At 49.1% G+C, this 26,919-nt stretch carries 29 protein-coding genes; 9 read left to right on the top strand and 20 right to left on the bottom strand.

The window, feature by feature from the left end:
• Position 1: 1 nt before the first annotated feature.
• From ACTQ4R_RS01535 to ACTQ4R_RS01595, 13 genes are all read right to left on the bottom strand, one after another.
• The gene (locus ACTQ4R_RS01535; protein WP_441625158.1) at positions 2 to 805 is read right to left on the bottom strand and encodes a 6-hydroxymethylpterin diphosphokinase MptE-like protein; all 804 of its coding nucleotides are present in this window, start codon (positions 803 to 805) and stop codon (positions 2 to 4) included.
• Entirely contained in the window at positions 806 to 1,834 is a 1,029-nt protein-coding gene (locus ACTQ4R_RS01540; RefSeq protein ID WP_441625160.1) for an acyltransferase family protein, read from the bottom strand.
• A gap of 57 nt (positions 1,835 to 1,891) precedes the next feature.
• Positions 1,892 to 2,689 carry a glycosyltransferase family 32 protein gene (locus tag ACTQ4R_RS01545; RefSeq protein ID WP_441625162.1) on the bottom strand — a complete coding sequence of 266 codons (798 nt, stop codon included), beginning with the start codon at positions 2,687 to 2,689 and terminating at the stop codon, positions 1,892 to 1,894.
• Positions 2,686 to 3,603: a glycosyltransferase family 2 protein gene (locus ACTQ4R_RS01550; RefSeq protein WP_441625164.1), complete on the bottom strand. Its 918-nt coding sequence runs from the start codon at positions 3,601 to 3,603 to the stop codon at positions 2,686 to 2,688. The genes ACTQ4R_RS01545 and ACTQ4R_RS01550 overlap by 4 nt, the downstream gene beginning before the upstream one ends.
• An 83-nt stretch (positions 3,604 to 3,686) precedes the next feature.
• Positions 3,687 to 4,253: a serine O-acetyltransferase gene (locus tag ACTQ4R_RS01555; RefSeq protein WP_441625166.1), complete on the bottom strand. Its 567-nt coding sequence runs from the start codon at positions 4,251 to 4,253 to the stop codon at positions 3,687 to 3,689.
• Between the two features lie 11 nt (positions 4,254 to 4,264).
• Complete coding sequence (locus ACTQ4R_RS01560) at positions 4,265 to 5,233, bottom strand: glycosyltransferase (RefSeq protein ID WP_441625168.1); 969 nt, start codon at positions 5,231 to 5,233, stop codon at positions 4,265 to 4,267.
• Between the two features lie 11 nt (positions 5,234 to 5,244).
• Complete coding sequence (locus ACTQ4R_RS01565) at positions 5,245 to 6,225, bottom strand: glycosyltransferase (protein ID WP_441625170.1); 981 nt, start codon at positions 6,223 to 6,225, stop codon at positions 5,245 to 5,247.
• 2 nt (positions 6,226 to 6,227) lie between these two features.
• Entirely contained in the window at positions 6,228 to 7,349 is a 1,122-nt protein-coding gene (locus ACTQ4R_RS01570; RefSeq protein ID WP_441625172.1) for a glycosyltransferase, read from the bottom strand.
• Between the two features lie 3 nt (positions 7,350 to 7,352).
• Positions 7,353 to 8,171, bottom strand: a complete 819-nt coding sequence (locus tag ACTQ4R_RS01575; protein ID WP_441625174.1) for a glycosyltransferase — start codon at positions 8,169 to 8,171, stop codon at positions 7,353 to 7,355.
• Between the two features lie 13 nt (positions 8,172 to 8,184).
• Positions 8,185 to 9,252: a glycosyltransferase family 2 protein gene (locus ACTQ4R_RS01580; RefSeq protein ID WP_441625176.1), complete on the bottom strand. Its 1,068-nt coding sequence runs from the start codon at positions 9,250 to 9,252 to the stop codon at positions 8,185 to 8,187.
• Between the two features lie 9 nt (positions 9,253 to 9,261).
• Complete coding sequence (locus tag ACTQ4R_RS01585) at positions 9,262 to 10,266, bottom strand: EpsG family protein (RefSeq protein ID WP_441625178.1); 1,005 nt, start codon at positions 10,264 to 10,266, stop codon at positions 9,262 to 9,264.
• A 152-nt stretch (positions 10,267 to 10,418) separates the two neighbouring features.
• Positions 10,419 to 11,504, bottom strand: coding sequence for a glycosyltransferase family 4 protein (locus ACTQ4R_RS01590; RefSeq protein ID WP_441625180.1), 1,086 nt, complete (start codon positions 11,502 to 11,504; stop codon positions 10,419 to 10,421).
• Positions 11,501 to 12,124, bottom strand: coding sequence for a sugar transferase (locus ACTQ4R_RS01595; protein WP_441625182.1), 624 nt, complete (start codon positions 12,122 to 12,124; stop codon positions 11,501 to 11,503). Before ACTQ4R_RS01595 ends, ACTQ4R_RS01590 begins: the two co-directional genes overlap by 4 nt.
• Before the next feature lie 642 nt (positions 12,125 to 12,766).
• On the opposite strand from ACTQ4R_RS01595, the gene ACTQ4R_RS01600 reads away from it, so the two are divergent.
• From ACTQ4R_RS01600 to ACTQ4R_RS01630, 7 genes are all read left to right on the top strand, one after another.
• Complete coding sequence (locus tag ACTQ4R_RS01600) at positions 12,767 to 13,117, top strand: helix-turn-helix domain-containing protein (RefSeq protein WP_441625184.1); 351 nt, start codon at positions 12,767 to 12,769, stop codon at positions 13,115 to 13,117.
• Positions 13,118 to 13,150: 33 nt separating this feature from the next.
• Positions 13,151 to 13,690, top strand: a complete 540-nt coding sequence (locus ACTQ4R_RS01605) for an RNA polymerase sigma factor (RefSeq protein WP_441625186.1) — start codon at positions 13,151 to 13,153, stop codon at positions 13,688 to 13,690.
• 53 nt (positions 13,691 to 13,743) lie between these two features.
• Positions 13,744 to 14,631 carry a DUF4367 domain-containing protein gene (locus ACTQ4R_RS01610; RefSeq protein WP_441625188.1) on the top strand — a complete coding sequence of 296 codons (888 nt, stop codon included), beginning with the start codon at positions 13,744 to 13,746 and terminating at the stop codon, positions 14,629 to 14,631.
• 7 nt (positions 14,632 to 14,638) lie between these two features.
• Complete coding sequence (locus tag ACTQ4R_RS01615) at positions 14,639 to 15,085, top strand: hypothetical protein (RefSeq protein ID WP_441625190.1); 447 nt, start codon at positions 14,639 to 14,641, stop codon at positions 15,083 to 15,085.
• A 347-nt stretch (positions 15,086 to 15,432) separates the two neighbouring features.
• Positions 15,433 to 15,978 (top strand): hypothetical protein, encoded by a 546-nt coding sequence (locus ACTQ4R_RS01620; RefSeq protein ID WP_441625192.1) that lies wholly within the window; start codon positions 15,433 to 15,435, stop codon positions 15,976 to 15,978.
• Entirely contained in the window at positions 15,975 to 16,202 is a 228-nt protein-coding gene (locus ACTQ4R_RS01625) for a DUF6514 family protein (RefSeq protein ID WP_441625194.1), read from the top strand. The genes ACTQ4R_RS01620 and ACTQ4R_RS01625 overlap by 4 nt, the downstream gene beginning before the upstream one ends.
• Before the next feature lie 371 nt (positions 16,203 to 16,573).
• Positions 16,574 to 16,762, top strand: a complete 189-nt coding sequence (locus tag ACTQ4R_RS01630; protein WP_441625196.1) for a hypothetical protein — start codon at positions 16,574 to 16,576, stop codon at positions 16,760 to 16,762.
• A 50-nt stretch (positions 16,763 to 16,812) separates the two neighbouring features.
• Here the strand turns inward: ACTQ4R_RS01630 and ACTQ4R_RS01635 are convergent, their stop codons facing one another.
• The 4 genes from ACTQ4R_RS01635 to ACTQ4R_RS01650 are packed head-to-tail and all read right to left on the bottom strand — an operon-like array spanning position 16,813 to position 20,054.
• Positions 16,813 to 17,157 carry a helix-turn-helix domain-containing protein gene (locus ACTQ4R_RS01635; protein WP_441625198.1) on the bottom strand — a complete coding sequence of 115 codons (345 nt, stop codon included), beginning with the start codon at positions 17,155 to 17,157 and terminating at the stop codon, positions 16,813 to 16,815.
• A gap of 13 nt (positions 17,158 to 17,170) precedes the next feature.
• Positions 17,171 to 18,634 (bottom strand): hypothetical protein, encoded by a 1,464-nt coding sequence (locus ACTQ4R_RS01640; RefSeq protein ID WP_441625200.1) that lies wholly within the window; start codon positions 18,632 to 18,634, stop codon positions 17,171 to 17,173.
• A complete protein-coding gene (locus tag ACTQ4R_RS01645) occupies positions 18,612 to 19,007 on the bottom strand; it encodes a type II toxin-antitoxin system PemK/MazF family toxin (RefSeq protein WP_441625202.1) in 396 nt (131 codons plus the stop codon). The genes ACTQ4R_RS01640 and ACTQ4R_RS01645 overlap by 23 nt, the downstream gene beginning before the upstream one ends.
• A gap of 30 nt (positions 19,008 to 19,037) precedes the next feature.
• Positions 19,038 to 20,054, bottom strand: coding sequence for a tyrosine-type recombinase/integrase (locus tag ACTQ4R_RS01650; RefSeq protein ID WP_441625204.1), 1,017 nt, complete (start codon positions 20,052 to 20,054; stop codon positions 19,038 to 19,040).
• Between the two features lie 397 nt (positions 20,055 to 20,451).
• On the opposite strand from ACTQ4R_RS01650, the gene ACTQ4R_RS01655 reads away from it, so the two are divergent.
• The gene (locus tag ACTQ4R_RS01655) at positions 20,452 to 20,655 is read left to right on the top strand and encodes a hypothetical protein (RefSeq protein WP_441625206.1); all 204 of its coding nucleotides are present in this window, start codon (positions 20,452 to 20,454) and stop codon (positions 20,653 to 20,655) included.
• Positions 20,656 to 20,820: 165 nt separating this feature from the next.
• Here the strand turns inward: ACTQ4R_RS01655 and ACTQ4R_RS01660 are convergent, their stop codons facing one another.
• The 3 genes from ACTQ4R_RS01660 to ACTQ4R_RS01670 form a co-directional block, all read right to left on the bottom strand.
• Positions 20,821 to 21,663: a hypothetical protein gene (locus tag ACTQ4R_RS01660; protein ID WP_441625208.1), complete on the bottom strand. Its 843-nt coding sequence runs from the start codon at positions 21,661 to 21,663 to the stop codon at positions 20,821 to 20,823.
• A gap of 109 nt (positions 21,664 to 21,772) precedes the next feature.
• Complete coding sequence (locus ACTQ4R_RS01665; protein WP_441625210.1) at positions 21,773 to 23,431, bottom strand: hypothetical protein; 1,659 nt, start codon at positions 23,429 to 23,431, stop codon at positions 21,773 to 21,775.
• A gap of 214 nt (positions 23,432 to 23,645) precedes the next feature.
• The gene (locus tag ACTQ4R_RS01670) at positions 23,646 to 25,361 is read right to left on the bottom strand and encodes a hypothetical protein (RefSeq protein WP_441625212.1); all 1,716 of its coding nucleotides are present in this window, start codon (positions 25,359 to 25,361) and stop codon (positions 23,646 to 23,648) included.
• A 662-nt stretch (positions 25,362 to 26,023) separates the two neighbouring features.
• On the opposite strand from ACTQ4R_RS01670, the gene ACTQ4R_RS01675 reads away from it, so the two are divergent.
• Complete coding sequence (locus ACTQ4R_RS01675) at positions 26,024 to 26,491, top strand: helix-turn-helix domain-containing protein (RefSeq protein WP_441625214.1); 468 nt, start codon at positions 26,024 to 26,026, stop codon at positions 26,489 to 26,491.
• Positions 26,492 to 26,919: the final 428 nt, after the last annotated feature.

Genomic DNA, 26,919 nt, shown 5'->3' on the forward strand with positions numbered 1-26,919 from the left:
CTCACTTTGTAAATAAGGCGTCAAAATCCACACGGGGGAACACTTCCAGCTTGCCGCCTCGGGTGGCATTGTAAATGGCCACCTTTCCGCCCGCGGCGGCGCAGTACGCTTTCGCGTCCAGGTAGGCCCTGGTGTTATTGCCCATGTCATGGACGACGATGTCCTTAATGTCGGCGTCATAGCCTTCGCAGAAATAGTCCTTCGCGTTGGGGTCTACCACCACATTGCCGTTGATGTCGATGGTGCGCTGGTAATTGTGGTCCACCCCTAGCAGGTAGAGCTCCGAAAAGCCCATGTAAGATGCCAGCTGCATGCAGGTGAAGGTCACTGTACCGCGGCAGTCCAGTTGATGGGCAGCATCTGTGGAAAAGCTGAAGGGATACCGTTCCTCCTCCCGGTAGTTCAAGTGGAAATAATCAGCCGCCTCAATGCGGACATTGTGATACCAGTTCAGCTCGATGGGGATGAACTTCGCCTTTGCCGGGATGGCGTTGATCTCCGCCTGCTGGCCTCCGGCGATGAGTTCATCCTCGCAGACGTAAAAGGTAGGCCGCCACCGGGTCTGGTCAAACAGCTTGTAGATGCGGTTCATGGCGAAGGTGACCTCTCCCCGGTCCTGGAGCAGGTCCAGATCTTCCGCCCGCAGGCTGGGGCCGTTGGCCACGATGAAGCACCGCCGGCCGGCGTATGCGTTTTCATACGCCGCTATTCTCTTTCCGTATCTAGTTTTTTCAAAGTGCTTTTGCTGCCAGGGCTGGACAAAGCGCGCTTGTACACTGGGAGCAAAGCGGTCTACTGCCTTCATTTAACTTACCTCTCCGCTGTATTTTTGATTTTGCAGATTCGGAATGTGAACAAGGAATGGCGCATGATTATTTATCAATTGTATCAAAATCATCAATATGATCAGCTCAATGAAAATTGCACATATCGACGCGGCTCGAAACGAGAGCACTTGTGTCAATTTCATGGCTCCCACAATCATCCAGGCGATCTCAATAGATATATCCATATGTAACGCCAGAACGATCAGAGAATTACGTCCCCAGTAACACAAAGCTATTCGCAGGGTATGAAAGCCGATGCATATTTTTTTGCTGAGCAGCAGGACAAATATGCTCCCGGATAAGGCGTTCACATAGTAGAGCACCGGGTTACCAATTCTTGAAAATACCATAGAAACCCAAATATTTGCATGATAGAGCATGAGCGACAAGACGAGTGCGGCAATCATGACGATCCACTCAACATTTGCGTTCAGCTTTTGGAGCAGTGCATATACAAAACGCCCGATCTCAACAAAAGAGATCGCAAGTAAAATGCGGCCGGCAATGATCGCGGCATACCGCGCACAGCTATTCGCCAAAGACGCTGAGCAAGCAGCATAAGACATTGCACAGCCGCCTGCCACAGCACCAACCAGCAAGTATCTGCGATATTCCGGTTTGCAGGTCTTGCATATCACGGAAGCAAAAAACATCACCGGCAAAAACCAAAGCGCATGATAGCCATAGGTCGTCAGCAGACGTACGATCACTTCTGCAACTGGTTCCTCTAAGGCGGCATGAAATACAGTTTTGAACCCAAGCAGCCAAGCGACTATGATAACGCTAAATGTACAATATGGATACAGCAAACTCCTTGCGCCGGATGCTATTGCCTGTCTGGCAGAGGCTGTGCTCTGCTTATGCGCAAAAAGGTATCCTGTCATGATAAAAAACAGCGGCATGTGAAAGGAAAAGGCCCAATGGCGTATACTATCCGCATTCTGCAAATGATGCGCAACAACGACTAGCAATATTCCGATTCCTTTTGCACAATCGATCTCATCCAACCGTTTATGATCTCCCAATGCTCTTTCACATTGACGCATAAACCAAATCGTCTCCCTCTACCTGTTCTTTTTCTTCAGATGCTCCTCTGCCTTTTTGATTGCCAGACGAATTCCACCCTCATCCATGGTCTTACGAAATTGATATACCAATTCGCCGTTCCGCTCACCAAAAAGCTTCGTATATCTATGGTATTTCCGAAGCTCCTCTTTTTCCTTCTCTGTCAGCCAGGAAGCGTGATAATGATGAATCGAATAGGACTTGTCTGTGATGTCACTTTTTCCACTGGTAAAATTTTGTGGGCAAAAATATTCTGCGGGGAAAACTGTGAAGTCCTCTATCCGGCTGATTTCTCCCTGCGGAAATACAAAGCCTTTATTTCTGAGATGCTCTGTTACAATCACCGGATTTGGCAAAAGATTCTGTGTCCCGTCTGCGCTGGTAAAATGCAAGGTACGGTAATAGTCGCAGAGTTCTTTCAAAACCGGTGACCCTTTCTCCGCGCCAAAGCCCGAGCCAAATCCAATGCAATTGGAATCTGCTTCCAATCCGACATATCCGCTGTATTCAAGCAGATCATCCAATGGCCGCAGTAATTCCACGTCCGTATCCATATAAATTCCGCCATGGCGGTACACAATATCCATTCTTGCGAAATCAGGAACAAAGCCCCATCTGCGGGCGTCATAGGCCTCTTTCATATATGGAATTTGCGTGACATCGTAATTATCCTCATTCCATTCAATGATCTCGTACTGAGGACAATACTTCCGCCAGCTCTCTATGCACCGCTGATCTCTTTCGGGTATTTCTCCCTTGCCAAACCAGCAGTAATGGATCACTTTGGGAATACTCATTTATCTTTTCCCCTCTTTAACAGTGTTTTTTTGCACCGGCTTCCATATTGCCGCAATTGATAGAGGATCACATCGGAAATCAATTTCACTTCGTCTGTGCCGATCAAACTGGCGACTTCACTTACATTCATTTCTTTTCGCCAATGCAAGTAGCATTCGACATCATAATATCTTTGGACAGCTTTCGGAAATTTTCCAGCTTTCCTGGACTGCCTTAAATAGTAGCCGAAACCCATTGGGTTTTTGTAATACAAGCCAAGGCCTTGGTGGGTCAACCCGTCTTCCAAGTACGCACAGACATATATGACTTCATTAAAGTATCTCAATACATACCCATCCAAAGCCATCCGGTCCCACACAGCAGCTTCTGTAACAAATTTTTCGCCGTCAAATTCAGGAAACGGATATTGCCTGAGCACTTCCGTATAAAAAACTTCCGCCTTATCTCCGCTGATTCCATTCCTGTCTCTATCAAGCGTTGAGCAGTCTAAAATTTCACCGGAAAAAGTCGTACCAAAAATCTGGTGTGCATTTTTTCCTTTACACCCAGCTACACCGGCAAATTTTTCTTTGCTATCCTGGGGCAGTGTCCGGCATATGCGAATGATGGTTTCTATGGAAGTATCCGTCAAATAATCGTCTGAATCAACAATGAAAAAGAACTTTCCCCGGGCTAGTGGCAGTGCCATATTGATTGCCCGATGCTTTCCGCCATTTTCCTTTTTATAAAATCGGATGGGGAATGGATTATTTTGCGTGCACCACTCCTCTACAAGAGCTTCTGTATCGTCCGTAGAGCCATCATCTATGACCAGCCATTCAAAATCAAACGATGTCTGACGCTTCAATGACTCATATAATTGCGGCAATGTATATGCCCGATCATACGTTGGTGTAAAAACAGTAATTTCCATTTTTTACCTCATCAGCAGGTTCTGATCCACAATAAACGCTTTAAAGCATATATTGTAAATAAAAGCGGTATTGCAGATGATATTTATTCCTGGTACATATCGATTTTTTTTGCCGGAATACCTGCGATTTTGCTTCCAGGCTCCGCGAAGGAATGATTCACTAAAGAATTGGCCCCAATCACCGTATTGTCCGCGATTTGAATATCACCGATCAACACCGCCCCGTAGCCGATGTCCACATTGCTTCCCAAACGCGGAACCGCGCCACGATAGCCTTTGTTTCCAATGCAGTTTCCTCCGTGAAGACTGCAGTTCTCCCCTGCCCGAACGGCTGTATTCACGATGATGCTCCCGCCATGGTAAATGCACAAGCCCTTTCCAAAACAGTTGGGACCAATTTCGATGCCCAGTCTGATGCCCAGCAAGTTTTTTCTGCGTTCGTAATAAAGTCCCAGTAAGCCCTTGACCTTATTCCCGCGGGCTGTGTTGATGTAATACTCCTGCTTCCGCAGAAAATACAGATACCGCTTCAGCTCCCGCTGAGGGTAGCAGACAATGGCGGCGGCTATTTTTTCCTTCGCCCCGCTGGGACAGTACCACGCATTGTCCGCAGCGATATATTCCCGCAATTCTTCTTTTGAGGTGATCATCTTTCCTCCATTTACACTCCAATATGGAATAAGTTCCGCAGATGGGCCGTGCCGTGAAATGATATACGGGCCAGTGTCAGCCAGACCCGTTCCTTCAAGCTGCGCGGCTCGGCATCCCGAATCTGCCACCAAACCTGATGTATTTTCGCCAGAGCAAGCTGTTTCTCAGCTCCTTGCATGCATCTCAGCACCTTCTGCTCAGACCAGATGCAGAAAAAACATAAATCGCATTTCGCATCCACCACCATGCTCGGGTAGCGTTCCTGCACATACTGGATGCGCAACATCTTTGCCTCCAGGCTGTCCAGCCGTTTTATGGAATATCCCTCTCCCATGATGCTGCCGCTGCGCTGTGTGTAATGATAGCACGGCATATCAAAAACCGACACCTTTCGGGCATTTCCCACCGCCTGATAGGTCCAAAACACATCTTCGTGGTATTTTCCAACAGGAAATGGAATTTCCTGTATCAATTCTCTTTTATACAGCTTGTACCAAACAGGCTGTTTCAGCCAGGATTCCTCGATGACCGCCCGCATGGCCTCCTCCCGGTCCAGCACGCAGCAGCCGCGCTTTGTTAGCAGCCGGGGCGGCGTTCCGTCCTCCCACACCATCTCCACGCCGCAGGCAGAGATGTCACTGTCATGCTCCGTCAGATTTTCATAGAGCAGCCGGTACATATCCGGGCTGACCCAGTCATCGCTGTCCAAAAAACCGATGTACTCCCCCGCCGCCGCAGCCAGCCCCGCGTTCCGTGCGTCGGACAGGCCGCCGTTTTCCTTGTGAATGACCTTGACGCGGGAATCCTTTTCTGCCCAGGCGTCGCACATGGCGGGACAGTTGTCCGGAGAGCCGTCATCCACCAGGATGATCTCCAAGTTCCGGTAGGTCTGGTTCACAATGGACCGGACACAGCGGTCCATGTATGGCTCCACCTTGTACACGGGAACGATCACACTGATCAGGGGCTGGTTTTCCATGATTACCTCCATCAGGAATAGACGTTCTTTTGCAGGAACCAGCGGTAAACGCCGTAGACCGGCTGATACATGCCGGGAGCGAGGACGGCGAACCGCGCCATCAGCGCCCGCTTTTTCCCCAGGAGCGGAAAGGACGGGGCCTCCTGCCGCAGCAACTCCCGCACCTGCCCAGCGTCCTGCTCATAGCCAGGTCCGGCGGAGATGAGGCTGTGGTACACATTGAGGCAGGTGCTCACATAGGCCCGCTGGGCATCCCGGAGGATATCCTCCTCCGCCGCCCGGCGAATGATATCCTTGACCCGGATCGGGTCGTAGATCTGGTGCTGATTCAGCTTTGCGCGGGAGGCCGAGGCGCCGCGCACCATGTAGTGGTAAGGGCACCAGTCATCAAAAACAGACCGCTTCGCGCCCGCAAACAAGTAATAATTCATCAAAAGGTCTTCGTTGATGCGGATGGACGGGTCCATCCGTTCCGCCAGCCCCAGAAACAGCTCCCGGCGATACAGTTTATTGCAAAGGCCAGGTTCCACCATGGAGCCATCCAGCAGATCCGAAAGCCCCTTACTCCGGTCCTGCTCCACAAGCCTGCCTGTATTATAAAAGCAGTGTACCCTGCCGTCCGGAAAAACCATCCGGTAGCCGCAATGGGAAATGTCCGCATCGTACGCATGTGCGTTATTCAGCAGCCGCTGATACATCTCCGGCTCCACCATATCATCGCCGTCGCAAAAGCCGATCCAGTCGCCATCCGCTTCCTGAATGCCCCGCAGTCTGGCGGAAGTAACGCCGCCGTTCTCCTGGTGGATCACACGGAGATTGCCGTGCTCTGCGGCATACCGGTCCAGGATGGCGCCGGACTCGTCCGGGGAACCGTCATCCACCGCGATGATCTCCATGTTCCCGCAGGTTTGTGCCAAGAGGCTGTCCAGACAGCGGGACAGCTGGGCCGCGACACCATAGACAGGAACGATGACACTGACCAGGTCCGCCATCCTTATCCCTCCCTTTGCAGCTCCTCAAACATTTCCTCCACGGCGCGGACCGTCTCCTGGGTTCCGAAAGCCTGTCCCCGCAGGGCGGCCATCTCCCGGTAGTGAGCCAGCAGCGCCGGGTCATCAAGCAAGCGTTTGATTCCTTCGTACAGCGCAGTCTCTTTGTTTTTCGTAACGAGGCCGTATTCGTTGTGCTCTCCCAATAGTTCCTTCATGCCGGAAACCTCCACGGTGCACACCGGGGTCCCCACAATCAGTGCCTCAGTGGCGGCGGTGGAAAATCCTTCCGCATGGCTGGCGCAGACAAACAGGCTGCACTTGGCCACGTATTTGTAGGGGTTCGTATCATAGCCCAGCAGTGTGACGGCGTCTGACAGGGAATTTTCAGCGATATACCGCTCCAGCTCCTGTTGGAGCGGGCCGATGCCCAGGATATACAGGTGGACCGGATAGCCCTCCTCCCGCAGGCGCTTCATGACCCGCAGCAGCCGGTCATAGCCCTTGGAGGCCTTCAAGGTCCCCACCGCCGCCAAGTGGACCGCGCCGTCCGCCGCCAGGTGGGGTGCCTCCGCCGCCGCTTCCCGCAGAATCTTGTCGGACTCCACCGTGTTGTAAAGCACCCGGCAGGGCTTTTGAAAATCCAGGATGCGGCAAAAATCGTCGTGGACATACCGGGAGACACAGACTGTCTGGTCAAAGCGGTCATAGCAAGCCCTGGCCTCTGCCTCGCTGCGGAAGGAACCTGCCAGCTTTTCCATGGTGTGCTGCTCCACGTGGATCCAGGACACCAGCTTCGTTCCCTGTTCCCGGCAGCCGCTGATGACCCGGGCGGAGGGCCCTTCCAGATAGGACACCTCGATGTCGTACCGCTCCTTGACGCAGAGAGCATGAAGCTGCTCCGACGTCAGCAACTTCATGAGCCTGCTGTTGCCGGGGACCTCTCTGGGAAACACCGCGTGAAAGTGGATATCAGGCGTCAGGAACTGCTCGTTCACACCGCCGCCGAACAGCACTGTCACGGAAATATCAAATTTTGATCGGTCCAGATGGTTGACCAGGTTCACCAGCACCTTTTCAGCGCCGCCCTGGCCAAGGTCGTGGATCAGGAACAATATTTTCGTCATAACCTACCACTGCCTGACTGCCTTCTTGTGAAACTTCATATAAAGGCTTTCGGGGATAATCCCCTTGATGAAATGCTTTAAAAAGTCGATGACCACATAAATGTACATATACCAGGGAAATTGAAACAGCTTGAAGCCCACATAGGTCACGTACACACCGTTCATCCGGGATTTCAGGCTCCGCCGCTTGGTGGCCGCCAGGTCGTCCCGCATTTTATAAAGGGGCTCCGGTAGGTTATATCCCGCGTAGCCTTTGGCGTAGAGCTTGTACCACAGATTCACGTCCTCAAAACGGAGCATCCGCTTGTCCTCTGTGTAGCCCCCCACCGCCAGATACGCCTCACGGCGGATCATGCAGGGTGCGTGACAGTGGACCGGGCTGTGTTTGATGAAATCCTTTTTCACCGGCTTTTCAATGGAATAGCTCCGGCCCCAGTCGCCGTTTTCATCAAAGAAGATCATAGGCGTACTGACGATGGCGTATTCCGGATGCGCGTCCAAAAAGGCCGCTTCTTTTTCCAGACGGGTGGGAAGCGAGAGATCGTCCCCGTCCATGCGGGCCACGTATTCTCCCGTGGCCGCCGCCAGGCAGCGGTTCAGTGTGTGGTTCAGACCCATGTTGCACTCGTTTTGAAGCAGGACGATCTTCTCCGGATACGCCGCCTGATACCGGGCGGCAACGGCATAGGTGTCGTCCAGTGAGCCGTCATCACACAGCACCAGCTGCCAGTCGGTAAATGTCTGGGCCAGGATAGAGTCCACAGCCTCCGGCAGCGTGGGGGCACAGTTGTAAATGCCCATGATGATGGAAACCTTGGCCATGGCAGACAACCTCCTACGCGGCCATACGGGACCGCAGACGATTCATAAGCCCCAGCAGCAGCGCCAAAATCAGGGCCGCCCTGTACCTGCAAAGCAGGAAAAACACTTTCCACTTCAGCGGACATGGAGAAATGTCCAACTGCCGGAAAGCCTGCGCATACAAGGGTTTTTTCAGGATCATACGGAGCCGCTTCGCCTTTTTCCAAATGCTGACCGGGCTGCTGATCTCGTTCAATCCCAGACCGATCATGCCGCAGGCAACCCGGTTCAAAAAGGCCGGTTGGTACTCCTCCGCCCGCCCGGAGCCGTCGATATACTCCTGAAAGATTTGGTACAGCACATCCCACTTCTCCGCCAGGTCGGCTTTGTATTGGGTGGTGATGGATTGGGCGTTGCTCTTGCGGTAGTGGTAGAAGCAGCGGTTGACGTAGCTGACCCGGCAGCCCTCCAGCGCATAGAGGTTGAAGATTGTGTCCTCGGAAGTGCCAACTACCCGCTCGCTGACGATGCGGCCCCTTCGGGCCACATCGGCCCGGTAGAGCTTCATCCAAACCGTTGATAGGTTGTCGATCTTCTCGGGATGGCACAGCTCCCTGCCGAGCAGGCCCACCAAACGGCGGTGGATCTTTGCTTCCGAAGTTGTCTCATCATAGGAAAAATTCGCTTCAAATAGTGGGTTCTCGATGCTTTTGTTTGGATATTCTTTAATATAGGAAAATTGCACACACCCCGCGTCATCTCTCAGTGCAGTTTCCACACAGCATGCCACCGTATCCACATCCAGCCAATCATCACTGTCCACCATCAGCAGGTACTGACCCGATGACGCCACGATTCCCGCTTTTCTCGCAAAGGCGGCTCCCTCGTTGCATTTGTGGACCACTTTCACCCTACTGTCCCGCTGCGCATACCCGTCACACAGGACGGGGCAGCTGTCCGGGGAGCCGTCATCCACCAAAATGATCTCAATCTTTTCATAAGTCTGTCCCAAAAGGCTTTGGACGCATTGGTCCAGATACTCTTCTGTTTTGTAGACCGGAACGATGATGGAAACCAGAGGTTTTTTTTGATTGACGTCCATTGCCTTCCCTCACAGTGAAAAGAATCCCAGTGTAAATGCCTGTCCGTATGCGATGGCCACCTGGTAGTAGTTATACAGCAGGTAAAACCCCACCGTGGCCCAGGTGATCACACGGGCGGAGCGCCGCGTGAAAATATGGGTGATCTCCCAGGGCAGCAGGATGTAATTATAGAGTGAAAAATAGATGGGCAGGCGGCCGATCATGACGGCGCTGGTGAACATAGAAATCACATAGATGCCGGAGGAAATGACGGACATGTTGACCGCGAAATTGATAACCGGGTCATTCTCATGCCGGATATACTGCAGGCCGAACACCGCCAGCAGCGTGGGGATCATATAAACCAGCACCCGCAGCGCATTCGTGCCGGAATCCATGGTCTCATAAAACTCATTCAGCACGGAATCGTATTGGGTGGACTGCATCAAATTCGCAATGATATCATTCAGATAGCCCGCCTTTGCCAGGACTAAGCCCACAAAAATCACGCCGAAGGTAAACAGCCAAGTCCGGCGGTTAAAAGCCTTTCCCTGTACGAAAAACAAACAAGGTATGATAATCAGCACCGACATGTGCAGCGACGCCGCGATGATAAATGGAACAACGATCTTTCGGTACCGCTTATGCACCAGGTCATTAAGGCATCCAAAAGCGATGCACGCCGCCATAAATTGCCGCATTCCGTTGAACATCCACTGGTAATATTCAAAGCCCGCCACAAAGAGGAACATGCTCATCACATACGAGCAGGAGTACTTCCGGTAGACCCAGACAATGATGACGGAGCAAAACAGCGCGTTGAATGTCAGGAACAACCGGTAATTGTTTCCGAATATGAGCTTGAACACGATCTCCCAAAGCACATAGCCCTTGTCACGGGAGGCATCCATGATGTATCCCGGGATCTGGGCCAAGGCCGTCGGGCACGCCTCAAACATGGTTTTATAGGTGCCTGTATCCCCTTCGTGAAAGCCCCGCATCGCGGCGCAGATTGCCACGGGTGCAAAGATCACGATTGCCCAAAGCAATTTGACCCGCCATTCGGTTTTTCCGTTGACCAGTTCCCGCCGCTCTCCGTGCGCAAAATTACACGCCAGAGAAGTAAGGCCGATCCAGATCAAAAATGCCCAGTTGTTTCTCATGTGTTTTCCCTATCCAATGATTTTCAGCCGCCAAACTCCAGCGTTCCCAGCGCCTGGGCCACGACCATTTTCTTGTCAAACTCCCGCTCCATCTTTTTTCGGCCCGCCCGGCCCATGGCCGTCCGCGCCGCCGGCGGCAGCTCCAAGAAGCGCTTCATGGCCCCGTACAGGTCCTCTCCGCTCCCAGCCCGACACAAAAGGCCGGTCACGCCGTCCTCAACCGCTTCCCGGCAGCCGGGAATATCCGTGGTGATGACGGGGCGCCCTGTGGCGGCTGCCTCCAAATTCACGTTACTCATGCCCTCATGGTAGCTGGGCATGACCACGCAGTCCGCGGCAGCGTAAAAAGGCCGCGGGTCCTGCTGGAAGCCGTGGAACACGGCAATTCCCGCCGCTTCCAGCGCCTCCACCTGCTCCTTATATGCGTCCTCAAAAAAACCCACCAGGTCCAGTGTAAAGGCCGCGCCCTCGTCATGGAGGCGCTTGACCGCGTAAAACAGCTCGTCCATACCCTTTTCTTTCATAATTCGGCCCAGATATAAGAAATGGACCGTCTCATTTTTCGGATAAGGGGTATACGGATACTGCTCCAGATTGATGCCAGCACCGGGAAGGACTGTCGCTTTCTCGGCGGAAATGATCCCTCGACGGAAGAATTCCTCCGCATTCGCTTTATTTTCAAAGAAAACAGTCTTTGCCTTTCCCAGCGCCAGCTTATAGAGCACGGTTACAAACTGCGCAAGCCCTTTTCGCTGAAACGCAGTCCCCAGGCCCTGCACATTGGCATAGTATGGAATTCCCGCTATTGCGCAGGCGAGTCCACCATAAATATTGGGCTTGATGGAATATGTAATCACCAAATCGGGTTGTTCATTTCTCAGCAGCCTTTGATATGTATGGAACAGCTTCAAATCCGTGGCAGGGTTGATGCCACGGCGGTCTACATCCGTCTTGATGCATCGAAGTCCCAGTGCCTGGAAATCATCCTCATGCCCTACGAAAGGCATACTCAGTACGACTTCATGTTTTTTCATCAGCTCCTGGATTAGCTCCAAGCGGAAGCGGTAGAGCATATATGAGTGATTGGTAAGAATTAGGACTTCGCTCATTTCCGTGCAGGCTCCTTATCTTCGTGAAGTACTCCGGTACCACCTTCCACAACGCCGTCATGCCGCAAGACTTTGAAAATGGTGCCAAAAAAGCACTTGCAGTCAAAGAGAAAGCTAATATTTTGGACATACTCACCATCCAAGCGGGCTTTTACCGGAATTTCAAGTTCATCCCGCCCGTTGATCTGAGCCCAGCCGGTAAGTCCAGGGCGCACATCGTTGGCACCGCACTTGTCACGCTCTGCGATTAAGTCATCTTGATTCCATAGCGCAGGCCGGGGACCGATAATGCTCATCTTTCCCGTAAGAATGCAGAAAATCTGGGGCAACTCGTCAATGGACAACTTTCGAAACCAGTTTCCGGAGCGGGTGATCCACTTGGCAGGGTCCGTGAGAAGATGTGTGGGCATATTGGCCGGGGCACTGGTATACATCGTCCGGAACTTAGGCATCATGAACAGTTCCTTGTGTGCACCAACCCGCTTCTGCCAGAACAAGACCGGACCAGGGGAATCCAGTTTTACAATAAGGGCAAACACCAACAAGGGAATTGCCAAAACAACTAATCCAATAAGAGATAAAACAATATCCAAAAACCTTTTAAAAAAACGCCGGTACATAATTTATACTCCCCTATAGCAGAGCACTTCTGCTATGTACATTCTTAAATGTTTTAAGGTACACCTACATTCCGAAAATGAAAGTTATGAGCGTAAAAGTTATTATTAATTTTACTCTGCATTTAATGAGAAATCAATATGTGAAAGGCTTTATGAGAAATATAAAATACTATATCACAAGTTAACGAGGATAGATGCTGCTTTTAAAAGGTATATGGCATTGCAACGATAGGAACTGTGGACTTCATTATTACATTATATATCTTTTTAATGGTTCTGGTCAGAAAATTCAATCAGAATATCTCATTGCAAAATTGATCTTTTAATTTTTAAAATGAGGTATACCAAAGAATGTGCAGATTTTACAAACCTCATTGGGGACCCCAGCGCTATCTCCTCAAATAAAATCTGCCTGGACCTTTTGTTGTGGGCTTCTAGGTGATGACACTTTGTAACAGAATTTATCTTTCACTCTATCTTCCGTAGGATATTTTACTTCTTTGTTGATCCAATTTTATACCACCTATCTTCGTCAAATATCCTTTTAGGGTATAGTATTGATAAAATTAGATTCTTTAGAGTGTAGTTGCCATAATACCATTTGGCTACAATATTTCCATAGGTATATAATGAGGTGATATTGTGGCCAAAAGGAATCCAGAACTAACGATGTCGATTGCAAAGCGTATTGCCGCAAGGCGCATCGAATTGAAATTAACGCAGGAACGCGCCGCCGACCTTGCGGGATTGTCCCGCCCCTTTTACGCCTGCATTGAGCGAGGTGAAAAAGGGGTCGGTGCCGACAGCCTGCTGAAGATCTGCACAGCCTTTGAGATCAGCGCAGATTATCTGTTGACTGGGGCCATGCAGCCTTCGGAACGGCAATATATCAACAAGCTGGTGTCTCAGCTGAACGAAGAGCAGCGCAAGTCTGCCCTGGCCATTATGGAAAATCTTTTGCTTGCCTGTGGCTACGAGCTTCCAGAAAAATAAAAGCCGCGCGTAAGACATTGATTGAGGTGGACTATGCCAACCGAAATTCCTAACATGATGCGCTTAAGCGAGGAGTTTGAGCGAATATACCAAGAAAACTACGCACTCTTTCTGCAATATGCAAAAGCCATTTTTGATGCCCATGGTTCCCGCTATGTGTCGGCAAGTGGCCGTGCAGAGGAAGCCGTTCAAGAAATGTTCGCCTTTGCCTGGGAAAAACGGGAAGAATTGTTCCAATCCCCTTCTCCCTTAGGATGGCTGTACAAGTGTTTGGCTTTCAAAGTGCAGGAATTGCTCCGGGAGGACCGTCTCTGGGCCAAGCGCATCCTGCAGATTTCTGAGCAACACAGTGAGCAAGGTGAGCATGACTTTTATCTAAAAGCAGAACTGGAGGCCCTCATTTCTCCCGAGGACTATCTTTTGCTGAAGCATTTATATCTGGACGGCTATACATATACAGAAATCTGCGAGGCGACAGGGCTGAAGAAATCCGCCCTAGCCATGCGTGTCAAGCGTATCAAGGAGCGCTTTATGAATGATTATGGAACAGATCAAAAAATTTCTTCAAAATAGAAGTGAACATTTCCCTCTGGGCGGACATTACATTGTAGAGGAGGTTCACGGGGATGGAACGTGAAGAGAAACGGAAATATCCCATCTTTGAACAACTGAGTACAGAAGAATTAAATAACCTGCTTGCCCAGGATTTTGCCGCCATGGATGAAGAAGGTCCCGATGTCGACTACATCATGGCAATAATGGAGGTGATCAACAAAAGAGAACAGGCCGCAGAGCACCAGACCGATGTGGATGCGGCGTGGAAAGAGTTTCAAGAACAATACCAGGGACAAGCTGCTGCTTTTGACCGTTCCAACAACTGTGAGACCGACTCATCGCATCGCAACCAGACTTCCTCCACATCTCCCTCTTCTAAAAAATCCCATACGCTCCGCATTTTGCTCATTGCTGCGGTCATGATTGCCCTTCTGTGCGGCACGGCTTCTGGATTTGGTCGAGTCTTCCAGGCCGTTGTCAACTGGACGGCTGAGACTTTTGGTTTTGAGTCTCCTTATGGGGAAACAGTTTCTGCAGAAGCAGCCATCCAAGAGGACCCATATATTAGACTGCGTTCTGCCGTTGCTGAGTACACAGATCTTCCCGTGATTCCAAACTGGGCACCCGAGGGGACGAACAAAACTCCTAATACCGGTGTGCAAACAACTGAACGTAGAGAATCCGTAAGTCTTTCGGGTTTTTATCAAGTTGGAACACGGCAATTCCTTATTCGTATTCGGATCTACAATACTCTTTCAGTGGACTATACAGGCTCTTATCAATGGGATGCCACACAAACCGTGCTTCCCTATAATGTAAGCGGAATTCGTCATGATATCGTATGCAATACTGAAACAGCCACAGTGGCATGGACAAATGAAAATGTAGAGTGTTTAATTCAAGGGGACCTAAGCATGGAGGAACTGAAAGCGATGATTGATTCAATTTACGAGGAGTAGATAATTCATGAAACAGTTTTCCCGCCGTTTTTACAGTCTAACTGCCGCTCTTATTCTTGCCGTAGTTCTATTGGTTCCTATGGCCTGTGCTGCTGCTAGAGCCAGTGCATATTTTGCTTTTACCGACGCCGTGGCCTATGCGGAGGAAAACGGGAAAATTTTAATTGAAGCTGACGTATGTGCAACAGGTATGATGGACGAGATTGGTGTCAAGAGTATCACCATTTATGAAAAACAGTCCGATGGTTATTATGATGATGTGAAGACCTATACTCGGAATAATACTTCCGGCATGATTAGGACCAACAACTACGAACACTTTAAAAGTATCACCTATCAAGGCACCATTGGAAAAAAATACTACGCGGAAATCGCTTTCTATGCGAAGGACAGTGAGGGTAACGAGACCCTGTACTGCGATACCAATGTAGTTACTGCTGTCAGTGTTCCCTAATTCACGCATATTTTCTCAGCAAAATGGCCGCCATTGGCGGCCGTTTTGCTTTTTCTCTCCCGTCAACGAAAATTTTTACTAGGTTCCCGTGAATATTCGTCTCTCAGCAGTCATTATTTAACAGATGACACGCAGAGGACGTGGTTTTTTTCAATTATAGCAAATCTCCGTCTCGTGTCTTTTTTGTGTCTAATTCTGTCCCAGCGCCGTCTACTTATGTCTGGTATGGTGACATCTGTCGAATCTCGTCGTATGATGAATCTGTCAAACCACACTGACGTTATGAAATCACAAGGTACCATGTCTCTAGCAGCAAAATCATAAACTGTATGAAGGGAGTTGTCCTAATGACGGGAGCAGAAGGCGTTGTATTTGAGATCAGCGGGAGACCATACCTAGCATGCTACCAAGATCTTTGCCTTGCAGTTGAAATCACGTATGAACGACTTCCGGTCCACCCCCTCATGAAAGACATAGTAGCAGCAGTCTCTGCTAGGTCACAGCCAATCAAACGTGCTGGGGCAGTATCCCGGGCATTGGCCCGAGCAACCGAGGATGCCTGGGAAAATGGAGGCCGCAGGGTGCTGGAGGAAACATACGGGTTTCAAACAAAGCCATCGCCTAGAGAGCTCATTTTAAAATTGGCACAAGCCATGAAAAAGCCAGCGGAATACCGTATTTGGAAAGAGGAATCCACAGGAAAATGTGGAATCATCGCCAAGGTCCCAGGGGAAGGCCACTGGCTTGCCGTTGCTCCCTTTTATGCAGATGAGGCAAAAATAACCACTCTCATTCGCATATTAAACAGTTCACACGTGCCTTTGGAGTACTTCCAGGACCTGTTTTTTAGCGACAGGTTTCCGGGAAAGGTGGAAGGAGACGCTGTCAAGTGAATGTATATGACTATCGCATCAATGAAATCTTCAACACAGAGTTCGGAGTCACCACATATGGAATCTCGGTCCTGCAGCGGAAAGATGGCCAAATGCACATGGTCTGTTCTGTCGAAGACATCTCCTCCGACAAATATTTCGTCACTCAACTTGCAGAACGCTGCCAACGACTGCAATTGGACTATTTGCATTTTATGGATGTGATTCTGGATGCCATTTCGTAACCATCAGTACCAATTACTATCTTGCCTAAAGCAGTACTTAGCCTTGATGGCTAATGCGCTGCTGAAAATGACTGCTCTAGAATTAAAAAACAACTTACAATTGGAATCATTTTCGTAAAAATACGAATCGTGTTGATATAGCCCACAGGCCAATTGCTTGACCTATGGGCTATTCCTTTTTCTTGTATATTATTTATAATTAAAAACAAAAGTTCTCTTCCGGTAGTAAGCGCTTGTCAGAGATGGATTTGATAAGCCGCTTTCCTTTAAAGTAATGTAAATCATAAATCGGGCACAAAAATTACGAAAGAATTTCTTCCAAGTAATTCACCAAAAGTTTCTATACGTATAATTGAGAGAGGCGCAGCAGTATGAGAGATCCAGAAAGAATTGACAAGTTTTGTGAACGGCTCGCAAAGGCTTGGGAGAACTATCCTGATTGGCGGTTTGGCCATCTTATGGTAAATATCTTAAGTGAGATGATGGCACAAGGAAGGGATCCATTTTTCCCAGAGGAGGATGAAATGATCCGCTTTATTGAAGACTATTGCCATAGATAACTGATTGGAGACAGCAGCCGACATAGGCTGCTGTCTCCAATTCTATTGATTTACGCCGCATTCCGAAGAATCTGCTTGGCTGCCGAGGCAATTTCCAGAAGCACCTTGCGCTCCTTTTGACTGCAGTCGCCCAAAAGAACTTGCAGGTCACTATAATAGGCATTTTCCTCTGCAGGCTGATTGCCCCGCAGCAGCGTATCTACTGTCACACCCAGTGCTGCAGACAACCGCAACAAGGTGCTGAGGCTCGGCTTTTTCATCCCGCGTTCAATGTAGCTCACATAGGGCACGGATACACTGGCGTTTTCCGCCAAAGCTTCCTGCGTTAGACTGTGTTCCTTACGGAGCCTCTGAATCCTACGACCGATTTCCTTAAAATCCGGATCGTATTCCATACAGCACGCCTCCTTACGCAATTCCTTCGTCCTTCCAGGTCGTTGCCCGGAAATTGTAACGACGCCCATCGGGACCGGTCATCCGGTTGATATACTGAATCAAGTTGATCGTCTCGGCGGAGTGGCACTCGCCAATCAAGACTCCTTCCTCAGCCGGAACGCCATCTTGAATGCAGCCGTCCCAATACATCTTGAGTTGATAGACATCAACAGCCTTCGTTTTTTTCACTTTCCCCTCGTAAATGGTGACTTTATTATTCTGACAGGTGAAGAGGTCCACCCGCTCGTGGAGACCAATGGTCCGGAATGTTCCTTCTTCCAGAGAAACCCTGGTCATACCAGGCAGCTTTTTCTTGCGCTCAGCCAGCAGGCGGAAGAGCTGACGTTCCTTACTCTCACGGCAGGTACTGGGGAGCTGTACATTGGATCGAATCCACTTATACAGTTCCCGCAGCCGCGGGTCTTCCTCCCGGAAGCCGTTCTTTGCGTTCTTCGTGCTAGGCAGCACGTCAAAGTCGTTTGTCTCCAAGTTTACGCGGACCAAGAACGCATTCTGGGAGTTGTGAACCTTCCGCCCCCAGATTGCCTTCATCAAGCCGTGTTCAACAGCACGTCCGTTGATACGAAGTTCCACGCCGCTGGTCTCCATGTTACCGAGATAGTAGCAATGATTTTCCTTGCTGGGTACAATGCAGCCGTACTCACAGCTAATCTTCACCATGCCGGTGCCCAGGTCATATTCCTGCTGGGGAATAGACACCCAGGCACCGCCGATCCACTGAGGCACCAGTGCCTGCAGGGACTCCCAGCGGGGATGGCCGTTTTCAATCGAGATGAACTCGATTCGAACCTTTCCAGTCTGCAAGATATTTGCGTAAGTATAGCGCAGATGCTCTTTCAGAATATCCAGCAATTCGTCAAACGGCAGCTCCTTCTGGGTATCGGGATTCAGTGTTTCAAACACGTTCATCGGGCAGGTGAAGTGGATGACCGTACCCGTCTTGCCGAGGCTGCCAATCCAGCCTTCGTGGTACTCTCCGTTACCGCTGAAACTGTACGGAGTATGCACCATGCGGTACTGATTCAGATCTGCATCCTCACTGGTACGGGTGGATACTTCCCAGTAACTCCCCTTCCCTTCCACATAGGCAAGGGCGTGCTTGAGGCCATAGCCGTGTTCATTCAAGGGAGTTTCCTGCTGGGCAAGGCCAGCCAACGTGAGGGCGTTGTTCAAATCCCGGATGCCGGTACCGCCATCCTCAACAGTGATATCCACCATGCCGTTCATCGGCATGACTTGAATCCGAATGACCCGGTTCAAAGTACTATTTGCTTCGTTGCCGTTGAAGTTGGAGACAGCGTCATCGCAGAACTCGCAGATAGCCTGAGACAGGTCATGAAAATTGCTGCCCAGATCCCCCCAGAGCGCAGTAGCGTTAGGGGTGTTATTGAGCTTAAACGTTCCAATAATAGCCATAGTTGTCATCCTCCTGTACATAAATCATCTGGGTAGACGCCAGATGGAACTGCGCCGACAAGGCGCGATTGATTGCAAAACGGTCGAAGGGGTCCTCCACATAACCGATGCAGCGGACCAGTCGGGTCTTATCCAGCGTGGTAACCTGCTCGCAAAGAGCACGGCTGGGATAATCCAGATACCGGCTGCAGAGCAGCACGTGGGTGGGGAGCTGACGGCTCTCCAGGTTTTTAGTGAGAGGCACGACGCTGACGCAGCTGTTATCCTCAATGGATTGATCATCAGAGACGATGACCACAGGACGGCGGCCACACTTCAACGTACTTTCCTTCAAGAACGGCAAGTCTGCCATCCAGATTTCAGAGCGCTTCATGAATCATTCCTCCTTCTGTTTTGTGAGAGATCATGCGGAAGCGCGACCATCCGGTTTCTGATACAGCGCATTGACGGCGTTAGCCAGCGTTTTCAGAAACGGATAGGCATAGACTTCCGTCTCAGAGGCAGTAGAGTGACCGGCCAAACGAGCAATCATTTCCAAAGATGCACCTCTGGCTCGAAGTCTGATCCCATAGGTGTGGTAGTAGCAGTGGGACGGGAGGCAACGAACACTTTCAATATGGTTGAGGGCATTGCAATAGCGATGGTGAAAACGCCGCACGCTGTAATACGGATTTCTGTCTGGCATACTCCAAATCAGCGGTTTACCACCGTGGTACTTGAGAGAAAGCACACAGGCACGGCTTTCCTTTGGGACAGGAATCATTCGATAGACATGCTGGCTCTTGGAAGAATCCATCTGCGGAATATTCGAGGCCATCTTGATAGCCTTGTCCATGCCAATGGAGGAACTGTTCTCGGAGATGTCTTTAGGGTCCAGAGCAATCAGCTCCTGGACCCGGAGGCCAGTGTCCATCAACAGGCGGATGTTGTTTCCCAGAAGATCAGCCGGAAGTTCACGACTGAGCGTCTCAACTTTCTCATCGGTAAAGACATCCTCTTCATACCACAGCTGGCTCAAAGATCCACCCAGGTCGCAAAGGATCTTTACCGCCTGCCGATCCGGATTTCTGGAGGCCAAGCCATTGTCTTTAGTTGCATCGAACAGCTGAATCAGAAAGGAACGGCTCTCGTGGATCTGAGGCGTCCCATAGCCGCTCTCCGTGAGTTCTGTCATGAAGAGATTGATACGGCTGGGCAGGATATCCTCCGCAGGGGCATCACCCAGCCACCTATTGATGATCCGCAAGGTGAACTGATACCCATCATGGGTGGAGGGCGGCACCTGGGAGCGGTAACCCTCATACCAGATGTCACCCCAGTTACCCAGCGTGATAGCACGCCCGCCGAGAATCGGCGACGTTGGAATCTGGCCGTTGGAAGGGCCAGGCCTGCGATTCTTAGGAAGCGCAGAGCTTTTCATAATGGTCAACTCCTTTACTATTTGAAAACAAAACACCATGCAGGGCATAAGCCTACACGGTGTCTGTAAGACAAATAGACAAAGTTGGTCACCCGAAGAAAAGCTTCCCTTGCGTCTTGATATAAAAAAGGGTATACTAATTCCGCGGTGCGGACTAAGTCCGTTGTGTAGGTGGTTGTAGCACCTGCGCAGGTGTAAAGAAGCGCCAACTTCTTTACACTGCCGCTGTTCTATTTTCTAATACGCATTTTACTATATAAGGTGCCATATATCAATGGATATATTCCACAAACTTTGCTAATGTTTTTATGCAAAATATATGGCACCTAATATTTTCTTGACGAGTTCTCCTTTTAAATGTATAATTTTTTCAAGTAGTGCTACTTGGAGGTACAATATGTCGAGTTCAGACGCTCTCAAACGCGCTATAAAAAAATATGATCGAGAGAAAATTGATCGCATTCCCATGCGAGTGCCCAAGGGAAAAAAGGAAGTCATACAGGCACACGCCGCCAAACACGGAGAGTCTATCAATGCTTTTTTAAATCGCGCTGTAGATGAAACCATGGCTCGGGATCAAAATAAACGGAATCCAGAATAAGAATCTAAAAAAATCGTAGAATTAAAAATAACACGCCTCAACGTAAGCTGAATTAGCTCACGTTGAGGCGTGTTTTCTTGTATCCTCTACTTTAAGATGACCTAAATGCAAAAAGCATTCGTTACCACGTGGTAGCGTTTTTATTATGGCGATCCTCTTTACTTTTTAAAAGCAAAAGATCTGCTTTTTGTTTTTAACGACCGTGGTATAGTGATGATGCGTGCCAGGAACCAGCTTCCAATTCCCAGCAACGACTACAAAGGGCTTATCAAATGCTTTATAGTCTGTATTGCTTCCTTTAATCTGGTTTTTCAAAGTTTCGAACAGCTCAGCATCTTTAAAACACACACTAAAAATAATAGCTTTACCTTTTACGCGAAGTGTCAGATGCAGTTTTGAATAATACTTCTGTCTTTCTGGTATTTCTAAAGAATTCAATTGAACCCCGTTAGGCACAGTTCTTTCCTCTGCAAAAGACCAACGGTCAATTACTTTTGCTTCGATGATATGACTTCCGTAAAAGTGGTCATAATACTCATCAAAACTACGATCATCCAGCAGCATGCTGCTCACTTTCTGGCCGCCCAGCCGCTCTTTAGGATCATGATTTTTCAGCATGCCGTAGACCTGATGCAACGTGGTCAGAGGCTTTTTATTTTGATTGAGCCCCTCACTCCCGCATCCCGCTGTTTGCTGATTCGGAGTCTTCTGTTCTTGATCCAAATACTGGATGAAATTTTTAAAATCGAAGCTTCTTTCATCAAACTTGTTCGGATCATACTCAGAAAAGCGACCATAAACGCAGTTCTCGGTATGGGGGACAGAGGGCAATGCCCGGAAATGGGCGCAGTGGCTAGAACTGGATACCACAAAAATCATAGAGGCAGAGCACTCAGGGGACTGGCAGTAAAAGCGCCCAGCTTTTTCTTCCGGCGAGCCGTTCAGTTCAAGTTCTTTTGCAAATGCAGTTTGAGTTCTGTCAGAGTCACGATATGCGGATAAAGGCATAGAATCAACCTCCCTTAATTTATAAAAAGGCTGGGACTCTGAGACTCAACAGAGCCCCAGCCTTTTGTCACGTTGTTTATGGAAATGCCATGTCGAACTTGAAAGCAGGTTATGCCGTAGCCAAGTTCTTAACAGCTACAAAGCACCCATTCGGTGCACTGATCATTACAGACTGGCCCGGCTCCAAATGTACGCGAAATGTGGCATGAGTCCGATATTTAGAGCTTTCGGGAATGATCTCGATTTGCTCACCGGATTGTTTCTTTTTCTTCTTGATACATTTTGCGTGCCGTTCTTCCTTCAGGAACCGCTTGTCCCGGCGCAGAGCAGTTATCAAATAATGGCGTGCGGTGGTGTCTGTAAAACAGCGATAGTGGTTAGCCTGCAGCATATTGACCAGGGACTTGTGCTGCAGAAACAATACGGCGGCAGGATCATTTTTCAAATGGCACGCATTTTCCAGATGATGCTGAAATGTTTGCAGAAGTAAGGTAATCCCAGCACCCTGCTGGTAATCCGTTAGACCGGCCAGCTTGGCATAACCAACACCAGCGTTGTGCAGAAGATTCCTGCAGGTGGCTGTCAGAACCCTTGGGGCCAACGGAATGGATGGATCTTTCTGTTCTGACGCAACATGCATGTCTGCAATTTTTTCCTCGGAAAAGCCTTGATTGAGAAGCCAGTTTTTCCGCGCCAACAGAATCTCTACGGGAAAGCCGGTAATAGGGAAAGAGTAGTCGTGGACTGCACCTGCAATCTCATTGCGCCGATAGCGGATCAGCAAGACGTCCGGTGCATCTGCTACAGGCAGCACGTGTTTCCACATCAAAGCACACGCTTCCGTGGAGGAGAAACCGGCTTCTTTGATCAGTAAAACGCCCATCAGAAGGCCATTATCTATGCCATCAGAAATGATTTGGTTGAGCGTCTTTTCTTCTTTCAGAGACAGAATGTCGGAGTTGGAGGCATCTTTTTGCAGGCGCAGGGTATCCCGCTTGCTTCTAGTAGGATTTCTCCTTAAATACTCAGAGAAAACATTGTATCCGGATGAATCCCGGCGCATTTGAAAAATGAAATCCAGAAAACGGCAGGCCTCCCGCACATATGTGAGCCACTGACGGCCCAGTTCATTGCACGCCATTTTCACATCATTCAAGGACAGCTTCCCAATTTCTGTCTTGGGGAGAACGTTTGCCATCCTCTTCAGCCGCAGTTCTTTACGATGCTGTGTTTCAGGATTTTTACTGGAGCTTTTTGTATAGTTTGCGCTCATCAGAGCGCTCGCCAAAGAAAAGGTCATCCGCTCTGTAGGAACAGACTTATCTGCGCTGTCCAGCAGCAAGAGCTGATACTGATTGCACAGAGCCTTGGCCTTTTCGGAAATAATTTTGCGAAGATTTTCAGGGTCGCTGCTATACGATACGACAGCAACCCGCGCATCCTTGATGACGGATTTGCTTTGTACTTGATTGCTCGTCTCGGCAGAGCCATCCTCTTGTGCAGCGTCGGTTGCCTTATGATTTTTAGCGGGTTTTGTTGCAATGCCACTGCGATCCTTTATCCTCAGAATTGCACCGCTGGATGGGTCCAACAGGCTGATGGAACCCCGCACTAAATACTGTGAGGTGGGCTGCTGCAGGGTGAGGCTGTATTTGACGATACAGCCATCCTCCAACTGGTAGGTTCCAGTCATTTTCCCTTTTTCATTCAAACTGATATCTCCGTGATAACGAGAGAGATCAGTTGCGCTGATTGTTTTCTTCTTCATCAGATAATTGGGCAGGGATCCCTCCACTTCCACAAGTGGGTGGAGGAATCCCTCGCCTATCCTCCTTTTCATAGTAATGTGTTTATCCAAGCCCTTTTGGTGAAACCCTAAGGGAAATCAACATTACTTAAGTCAGTGAATTTCGTTGTTTTCAAGGTGCAATGCATCATTCGTTTCAGCTGATACCATTAATAACGTAAGGTTCTTCTTAGTTTTAGGGTAAGAAACTGCTGAGATCAATAGCATCCGCTGCGTCAAACAATGCTTCGTAGTAACTCCGTTCATGGATTACTCCCAAAATAGGAATGGCATTATTGGGCTGATCCAGATACAGCGTTTCCGATGATGCTTGGACTTCTTTGGACGGGGAAAAAAAGATGATAGAATCGCCAGCTTCCATCGTATCGACTTGAATCTCGACATCGATTGCTCTGTCGGACTTAGCTACAAACTGGTAGCACGGGTTACCGGATTCCGGGGAAAAAACGTCCATGTCAGAATGGATGTAGATTGGAGAAAACGCCGGATTTGCACTGTGGTCAGGATGGTAGATGACTTTTTCCATCTGCTCAGCAATGTGGGGCCAGTAGTCCGGACGGCGGATATGACGATCCCAGGCTGTTGCGCATCGATGAGAAAGAGCATGTCCCATCAGCGCATCCACCAGATCCGGGTCCATGCCGCAGACGTTGCAGCACATGGTACAGCCATTGCGGCGCAGTACATATGCTGTAGGATCCTGCAGAGGCGTTTTATCATCATTGAGATCCGGCTCAAGCCGCATTATAGAATCAACAGTCTCCCAGTAAGAGGACGTGAATCCAAGCAGAGAAAACAGCTCCCGCAAAAAGGAGGAAAGATCATTGGGAGAAGCCATGTGGGTTGGATCGTTGGGTGCGGAAACAACCGGCATCTTGAGAATTTCTTCATCAGAAAAACCTTGATCACGCAGCCATGACATCCGCATCCGAAAAGCATCTACGGCGAATCGTGGGAGAATGACGACGCGGTAGGAGGATTCGGTCTTTAAATCGGGAATACGAACTTTGCCATCACTTTGCCAAAGCACCCCAAAAACCGCGAATGTGTCAAAGAATACGATGTTACCAAAAGTTGGTGCACAGGCTTCCGCTGTGCGGGTCATAGCTGTCAGCATCAGAACTCCGCCAAGAGCTAAGCCGTTGGGAATCAGTCGCAGCAGGATGGCTGCCAGCTGGATGCGGATTTCCTCCGGTAACGCTTTGCATTGCTCAGCCTGCACATTCTTCGTTTGACCTGGAACATGCAGTACGACTTCAGGCAAACCATACTCAGGGCGCAAATTGCAAAGCCGAGGATAGAGCGTGTTGAAGTCCTTGACATGCTGTGCTACTTTTCCAGAAGTAGCCAGCGGATTACCGCTGAAATTACCGTTTCTCTCCGCCGCGCGCTGCATGGCCTCCAGAATTTTGTTTCGGTCAATGGCATCGATCTCCAGACCGATGGCGTCCAGCAAGGGAAGCATCGTGCTTGAGAAGTATGCAAGTCCTTGCTTTCTGGTGGACTCTGCCCGCCAAGTTGGAGGGCAGAGAGAAATACGTTCCTCATCAGTCAGGGACTCATAAGCCTGACTGAAGGGCTTGTTTGTCAATTTCATAGGGGCCACCTTCTTGGCAGTCTCCTGATATTTTTTGGTCAAGCGGCCAGCCAGGAACTGCATTTTTTCAGGCAGCTGCTCACCCACAACAGCTTTTGTAGTCAAGTGAATGTCGGAATCATGGCGAATTCCCGTTTTGCTATCAATCAGATACCCGCTTAATGCGATAGAACCATCGGTATAATACTGGCAGTTGATCTTCGCGCTGACCCCAGGGACTTTGATTTGCAGGACTTTTACTTCATGCTTGAATTTTTGCTTCGTGTGATTATCGTTTTTGATTTTTGTTGGCATTTTATCTTATCCTTTTCTTGTTATTATTGAAAAATCGGGTATTCGACAAAACGTGTGGTTAAACTTATGGGCGCTCTCTGACAGCGAGAATAAATATACCCACCATTTATCAATTACTGTTTCTCTGTTCACTGCCCCCCGAGGTTGAGTCTTACACGGACTCCGCAGTCGTTCTCCTCCGTACGGAAAACTTCTTCAAGGCACATCATACAGCTTGTGATATCGACGAATATGCCCAATCTTTTTCGATCTATTTTTCTCGTCTTCTTATCGTGCACTATTTGTGCTCGTTTTAATTATGCACCCATTTGCATTCTACAAGCAATTGACAAAATCAACAGAATATGTAAGCACAAATTGTGCACTTTATATTTGATTTACATTACTAAAATATGTATAATAAGGAAAACGTCCAATGGTGTTAAGTCATTACTTCGTGCCATCCGATTCCATTTGTTAGCGTTGGGCGGAATTATCCATTCGATTTTCTCCCGGTGCTAACACATTAAATGTGAAATGTTCTTCTAAGTTCTCACATTAATGCCAATGGATGGAGAATATCTTGATCCTACTGACCTAACAGCATTGTTCGCATCTGTTGATTTGGTGGTTACAGGGAACACCATTTAAACTCTCTGAAATATATGATACGAGGGATTACGATGGGAGAATTTTCAACAAGGCTAAAAAAGCTCAGACAAGAACATAAAGAATCACAAAATGATCTCGCATGTAGCGTAGGTGTGTCAAAGAGTAGCATAAACATGTATGAGCGGGGGGAAAGGGAACCTGGCTTTGAAACAATGGAAGCAATCGCCGACCATTATAATGTTGATATGGATTATCTCTATGGAAGAAAAGAGATTCGTAATGCGTATGAATCTCTTTCATATGTAATTTGGAATGGCAATACCGGAGAACCGTTAGAATTTGGAACAGATTACTATGAGGCATTTCCGGAACGCGCTAAAGCTATTGCTGAACGAATTGACAAAGACCCATATGCAAGGGAACTTTTCACCCTAATATCTCATACTCTCAATATAAAGGGAGAGGCAGAACTTCTAAAATACGCCCGGCTTCTTGTTCTCGATCCGAAAAACTGTGTATCAGAAAAAGTTGAAAAATAGCAGAACACTAGTAACCATCAAATCTGGCAGCAGATACACATCATGCCATCCCGGCGGGATGGCATGATGTGTATCTGTAGTATTTTATTCCTGCGGCGCATTGGCGGATGTAAGCTGTTCCGCCCACGCCGTATCTTTCTGGCTTAGGGTAGGTGCGTTCCGTAAAATCCAGAGCAGGTATCGGTATGGATCCAGAGAATTTCCTTTCGCCGCTTCAACCAAGCTGTAAATCACACTTCTGCCCTGCGCACCGCAAGGTGTGTTAGCGAAGATTTCGTTCTTCCCCCTATGCCTTTCCATGATAACATGCTACTCCCCTGCCCCATGCTGGAAAATCTGGAACATCTGCGGAAGATGGTGTCCGAAAGCGACGCCGATTCCACAGGTCCGTTGTCTTAGGAGACAGCGGAGCACCTTTGCAGGAAGCG

This window comes from Dysosmobacter sp. Sow4_B12 (genome assembly GCF_052116665.1).
Taxonomy (GTDB): Bacteria; Bacillota; Clostridia; order Oscillospirales; family Oscillospiraceae; genus Oscillibacter.

What these genes read in the sequence shown, in the direction of transcription:
- ACTQ4R_RS01655 (WP_441625206.1), top strand. Translation starts at nt 20,452, where the DNA reads ATGTCGAGTTCAGACGCTCTCAAACGCGCTATAAAAAAATATGATCGA.
- ACTQ4R_RS01615 (WP_441625190.1), top strand. Translation starts at nt 14,639, where the DNA reads ATGAAACAGTTTTCCCGCCGTTTTTACAGTCTAACTGCCGCTCTTATT.
- ACTQ4R_RS01560 (WP_441625168.1), bottom strand. Translation starts at nt 5,233, where the DNA reads ATGGAAAACCAGCCCCTGATCAGTGTGATCGTTCCCGTGTACAAGGTG.
- ACTQ4R_RS01645 (WP_441625202.1), bottom strand. Translation starts at nt 19,007, where the DNA reads ATGAAGCGCTCTGAAATCTGGATGGCAGACTTGCCGTTCTTGAAGGAA.
- ACTQ4R_RS01580 (WP_441625176.1), bottom strand. Translation starts at nt 9,252, where the DNA reads ATGGACGTCAATCAAAAAAAACCTCTGGTTTCCATCATCGTTCCGGTC.
- ACTQ4R_RS01665 (WP_441625210.1), bottom strand. Translation starts at nt 23,431, where the DNA reads ATGAAGAAGAAAACAATCAGCGCAACTGATCTCTCTCGTTATCACGGA.
- ACTQ4R_RS01670 (WP_441625212.1), bottom strand. Translation starts at nt 25,361, where the DNA reads ATGCCAACAAAAATCAAAAACGATAATCACACGAAGCAAAAATTCAAG.
- ACTQ4R_RS01590 (WP_441625180.1), bottom strand. Translation starts at nt 11,504, where the DNA reads ATGAGCGAAGTCCTAATTCTTACCAATCACTCATATATGCTCTACCGC.
- ACTQ4R_RS01555 (WP_441625166.1), bottom strand. Translation starts at nt 4,253, where the DNA reads ATGATCACCTCAAAAGAAGAATTGCGGGAATATATCGCTGCGGACAAT.
- ACTQ4R_RS01620 (WP_441625192.1), top strand. Translation starts at nt 15,433, where the DNA reads ATGACGGGAGCAGAAGGCGTTGTATTTGAGATCAGCGGGAGACCATAC.
- ACTQ4R_RS01535 (WP_441625158.1), bottom strand. Translation starts at nt 805, where the DNA reads ATGAAGGCAGTAGACCGCTTTGCTCCCAGTGTACAAGCGCGCTTTGTC.
- ACTQ4R_RS01570 (WP_441625172.1), bottom strand. Translation starts at nt 7,349, where the DNA reads ATGACGAAAATATTGTTCCTGATCCACGACCTTGGCCAGGGCGGCGCT.
- ACTQ4R_RS01660 (WP_441625208.1), bottom strand. Translation starts at nt 21,663, where the DNA reads ATGCCTTTATCCGCATATCGTGACTCTGACAGAACTCAAACTGCATTT.
- ACTQ4R_RS01605 (WP_441625186.1), top strand. Translation starts at nt 13,151, where the DNA reads ATGCCAACCGAAATTCCTAACATGATGCGCTTAAGCGAGGAGTTTGAG.
- ACTQ4R_RS01565 (WP_441625170.1), bottom strand. Translation starts at nt 6,225, where the DNA reads ATGGCGGACCTGGTCAGTGTCATCGTTCCTGTCTATGGTGTCGCGGCC.
- ACTQ4R_RS01650 (WP_441625204.1), bottom strand. Translation starts at nt 20,054, where the DNA reads ATGAAAAGCTCTGCGCTTCCTAAGAATCGCAGGCCTGGCCCTTCCAAC.
- ACTQ4R_RS01640 (WP_441625200.1), bottom strand. Translation starts at nt 18,634, where the DNA reads ATGGCTATTATTGGAACGTTTAAGCTCAATAACACCCCTAACGCTACT.
- ACTQ4R_RS01595 (WP_441625182.1), bottom strand. Translation starts at nt 12,124, where the DNA reads ATGTACCGGCGTTTTTTTAAAAGGTTTTTGGATATTGTTTTATCTCTT.
- ACTQ4R_RS01610 (WP_441625188.1), top strand. Translation starts at nt 13,744, where the DNA reads ATGGAACGTGAAGAGAAACGGAAATATCCCATCTTTGAACAACTGAGT.
- ACTQ4R_RS01575 (WP_441625174.1), bottom strand. Translation starts at nt 8,171, where the DNA reads ATGGCCAAGGTTTCCATCATCATGGGCATTTACAACTGTGCCCCCACG.
- ACTQ4R_RS01545 (WP_441625162.1), bottom strand. Translation starts at nt 2,689, where the DNA reads ATGAGTATTCCCAAAGTGATCCATTACTGCTGGTTTGGCAAGGGAGAA.
- ACTQ4R_RS01630 (WP_441625196.1), top strand. Translation starts at nt 16,574, where the DNA reads ATGAGAGATCCAGAAAGAATTGACAAGTTTTGTGAACGGCTCGCAAAG.
- ACTQ4R_RS01675 (WP_441625214.1), top strand. Translation starts at nt 26,024, where the DNA reads ATGGGAGAATTTTCAACAAGGCTAAAAAAGCTCAGACAAGAACATAAA.
- ACTQ4R_RS01550 (WP_441625164.1), bottom strand. Translation starts at nt 3,603, where the DNA reads ATGGAAATTACTGTTTTTACACCAACGTATGATCGGGCATATACATTG.
- ACTQ4R_RS01635 (WP_441625198.1), bottom strand. Translation starts at nt 17,157, where the DNA reads ATGGAATACGATCCGGATTTTAAGGAAATCGGTCGTAGGATTCAGAGG.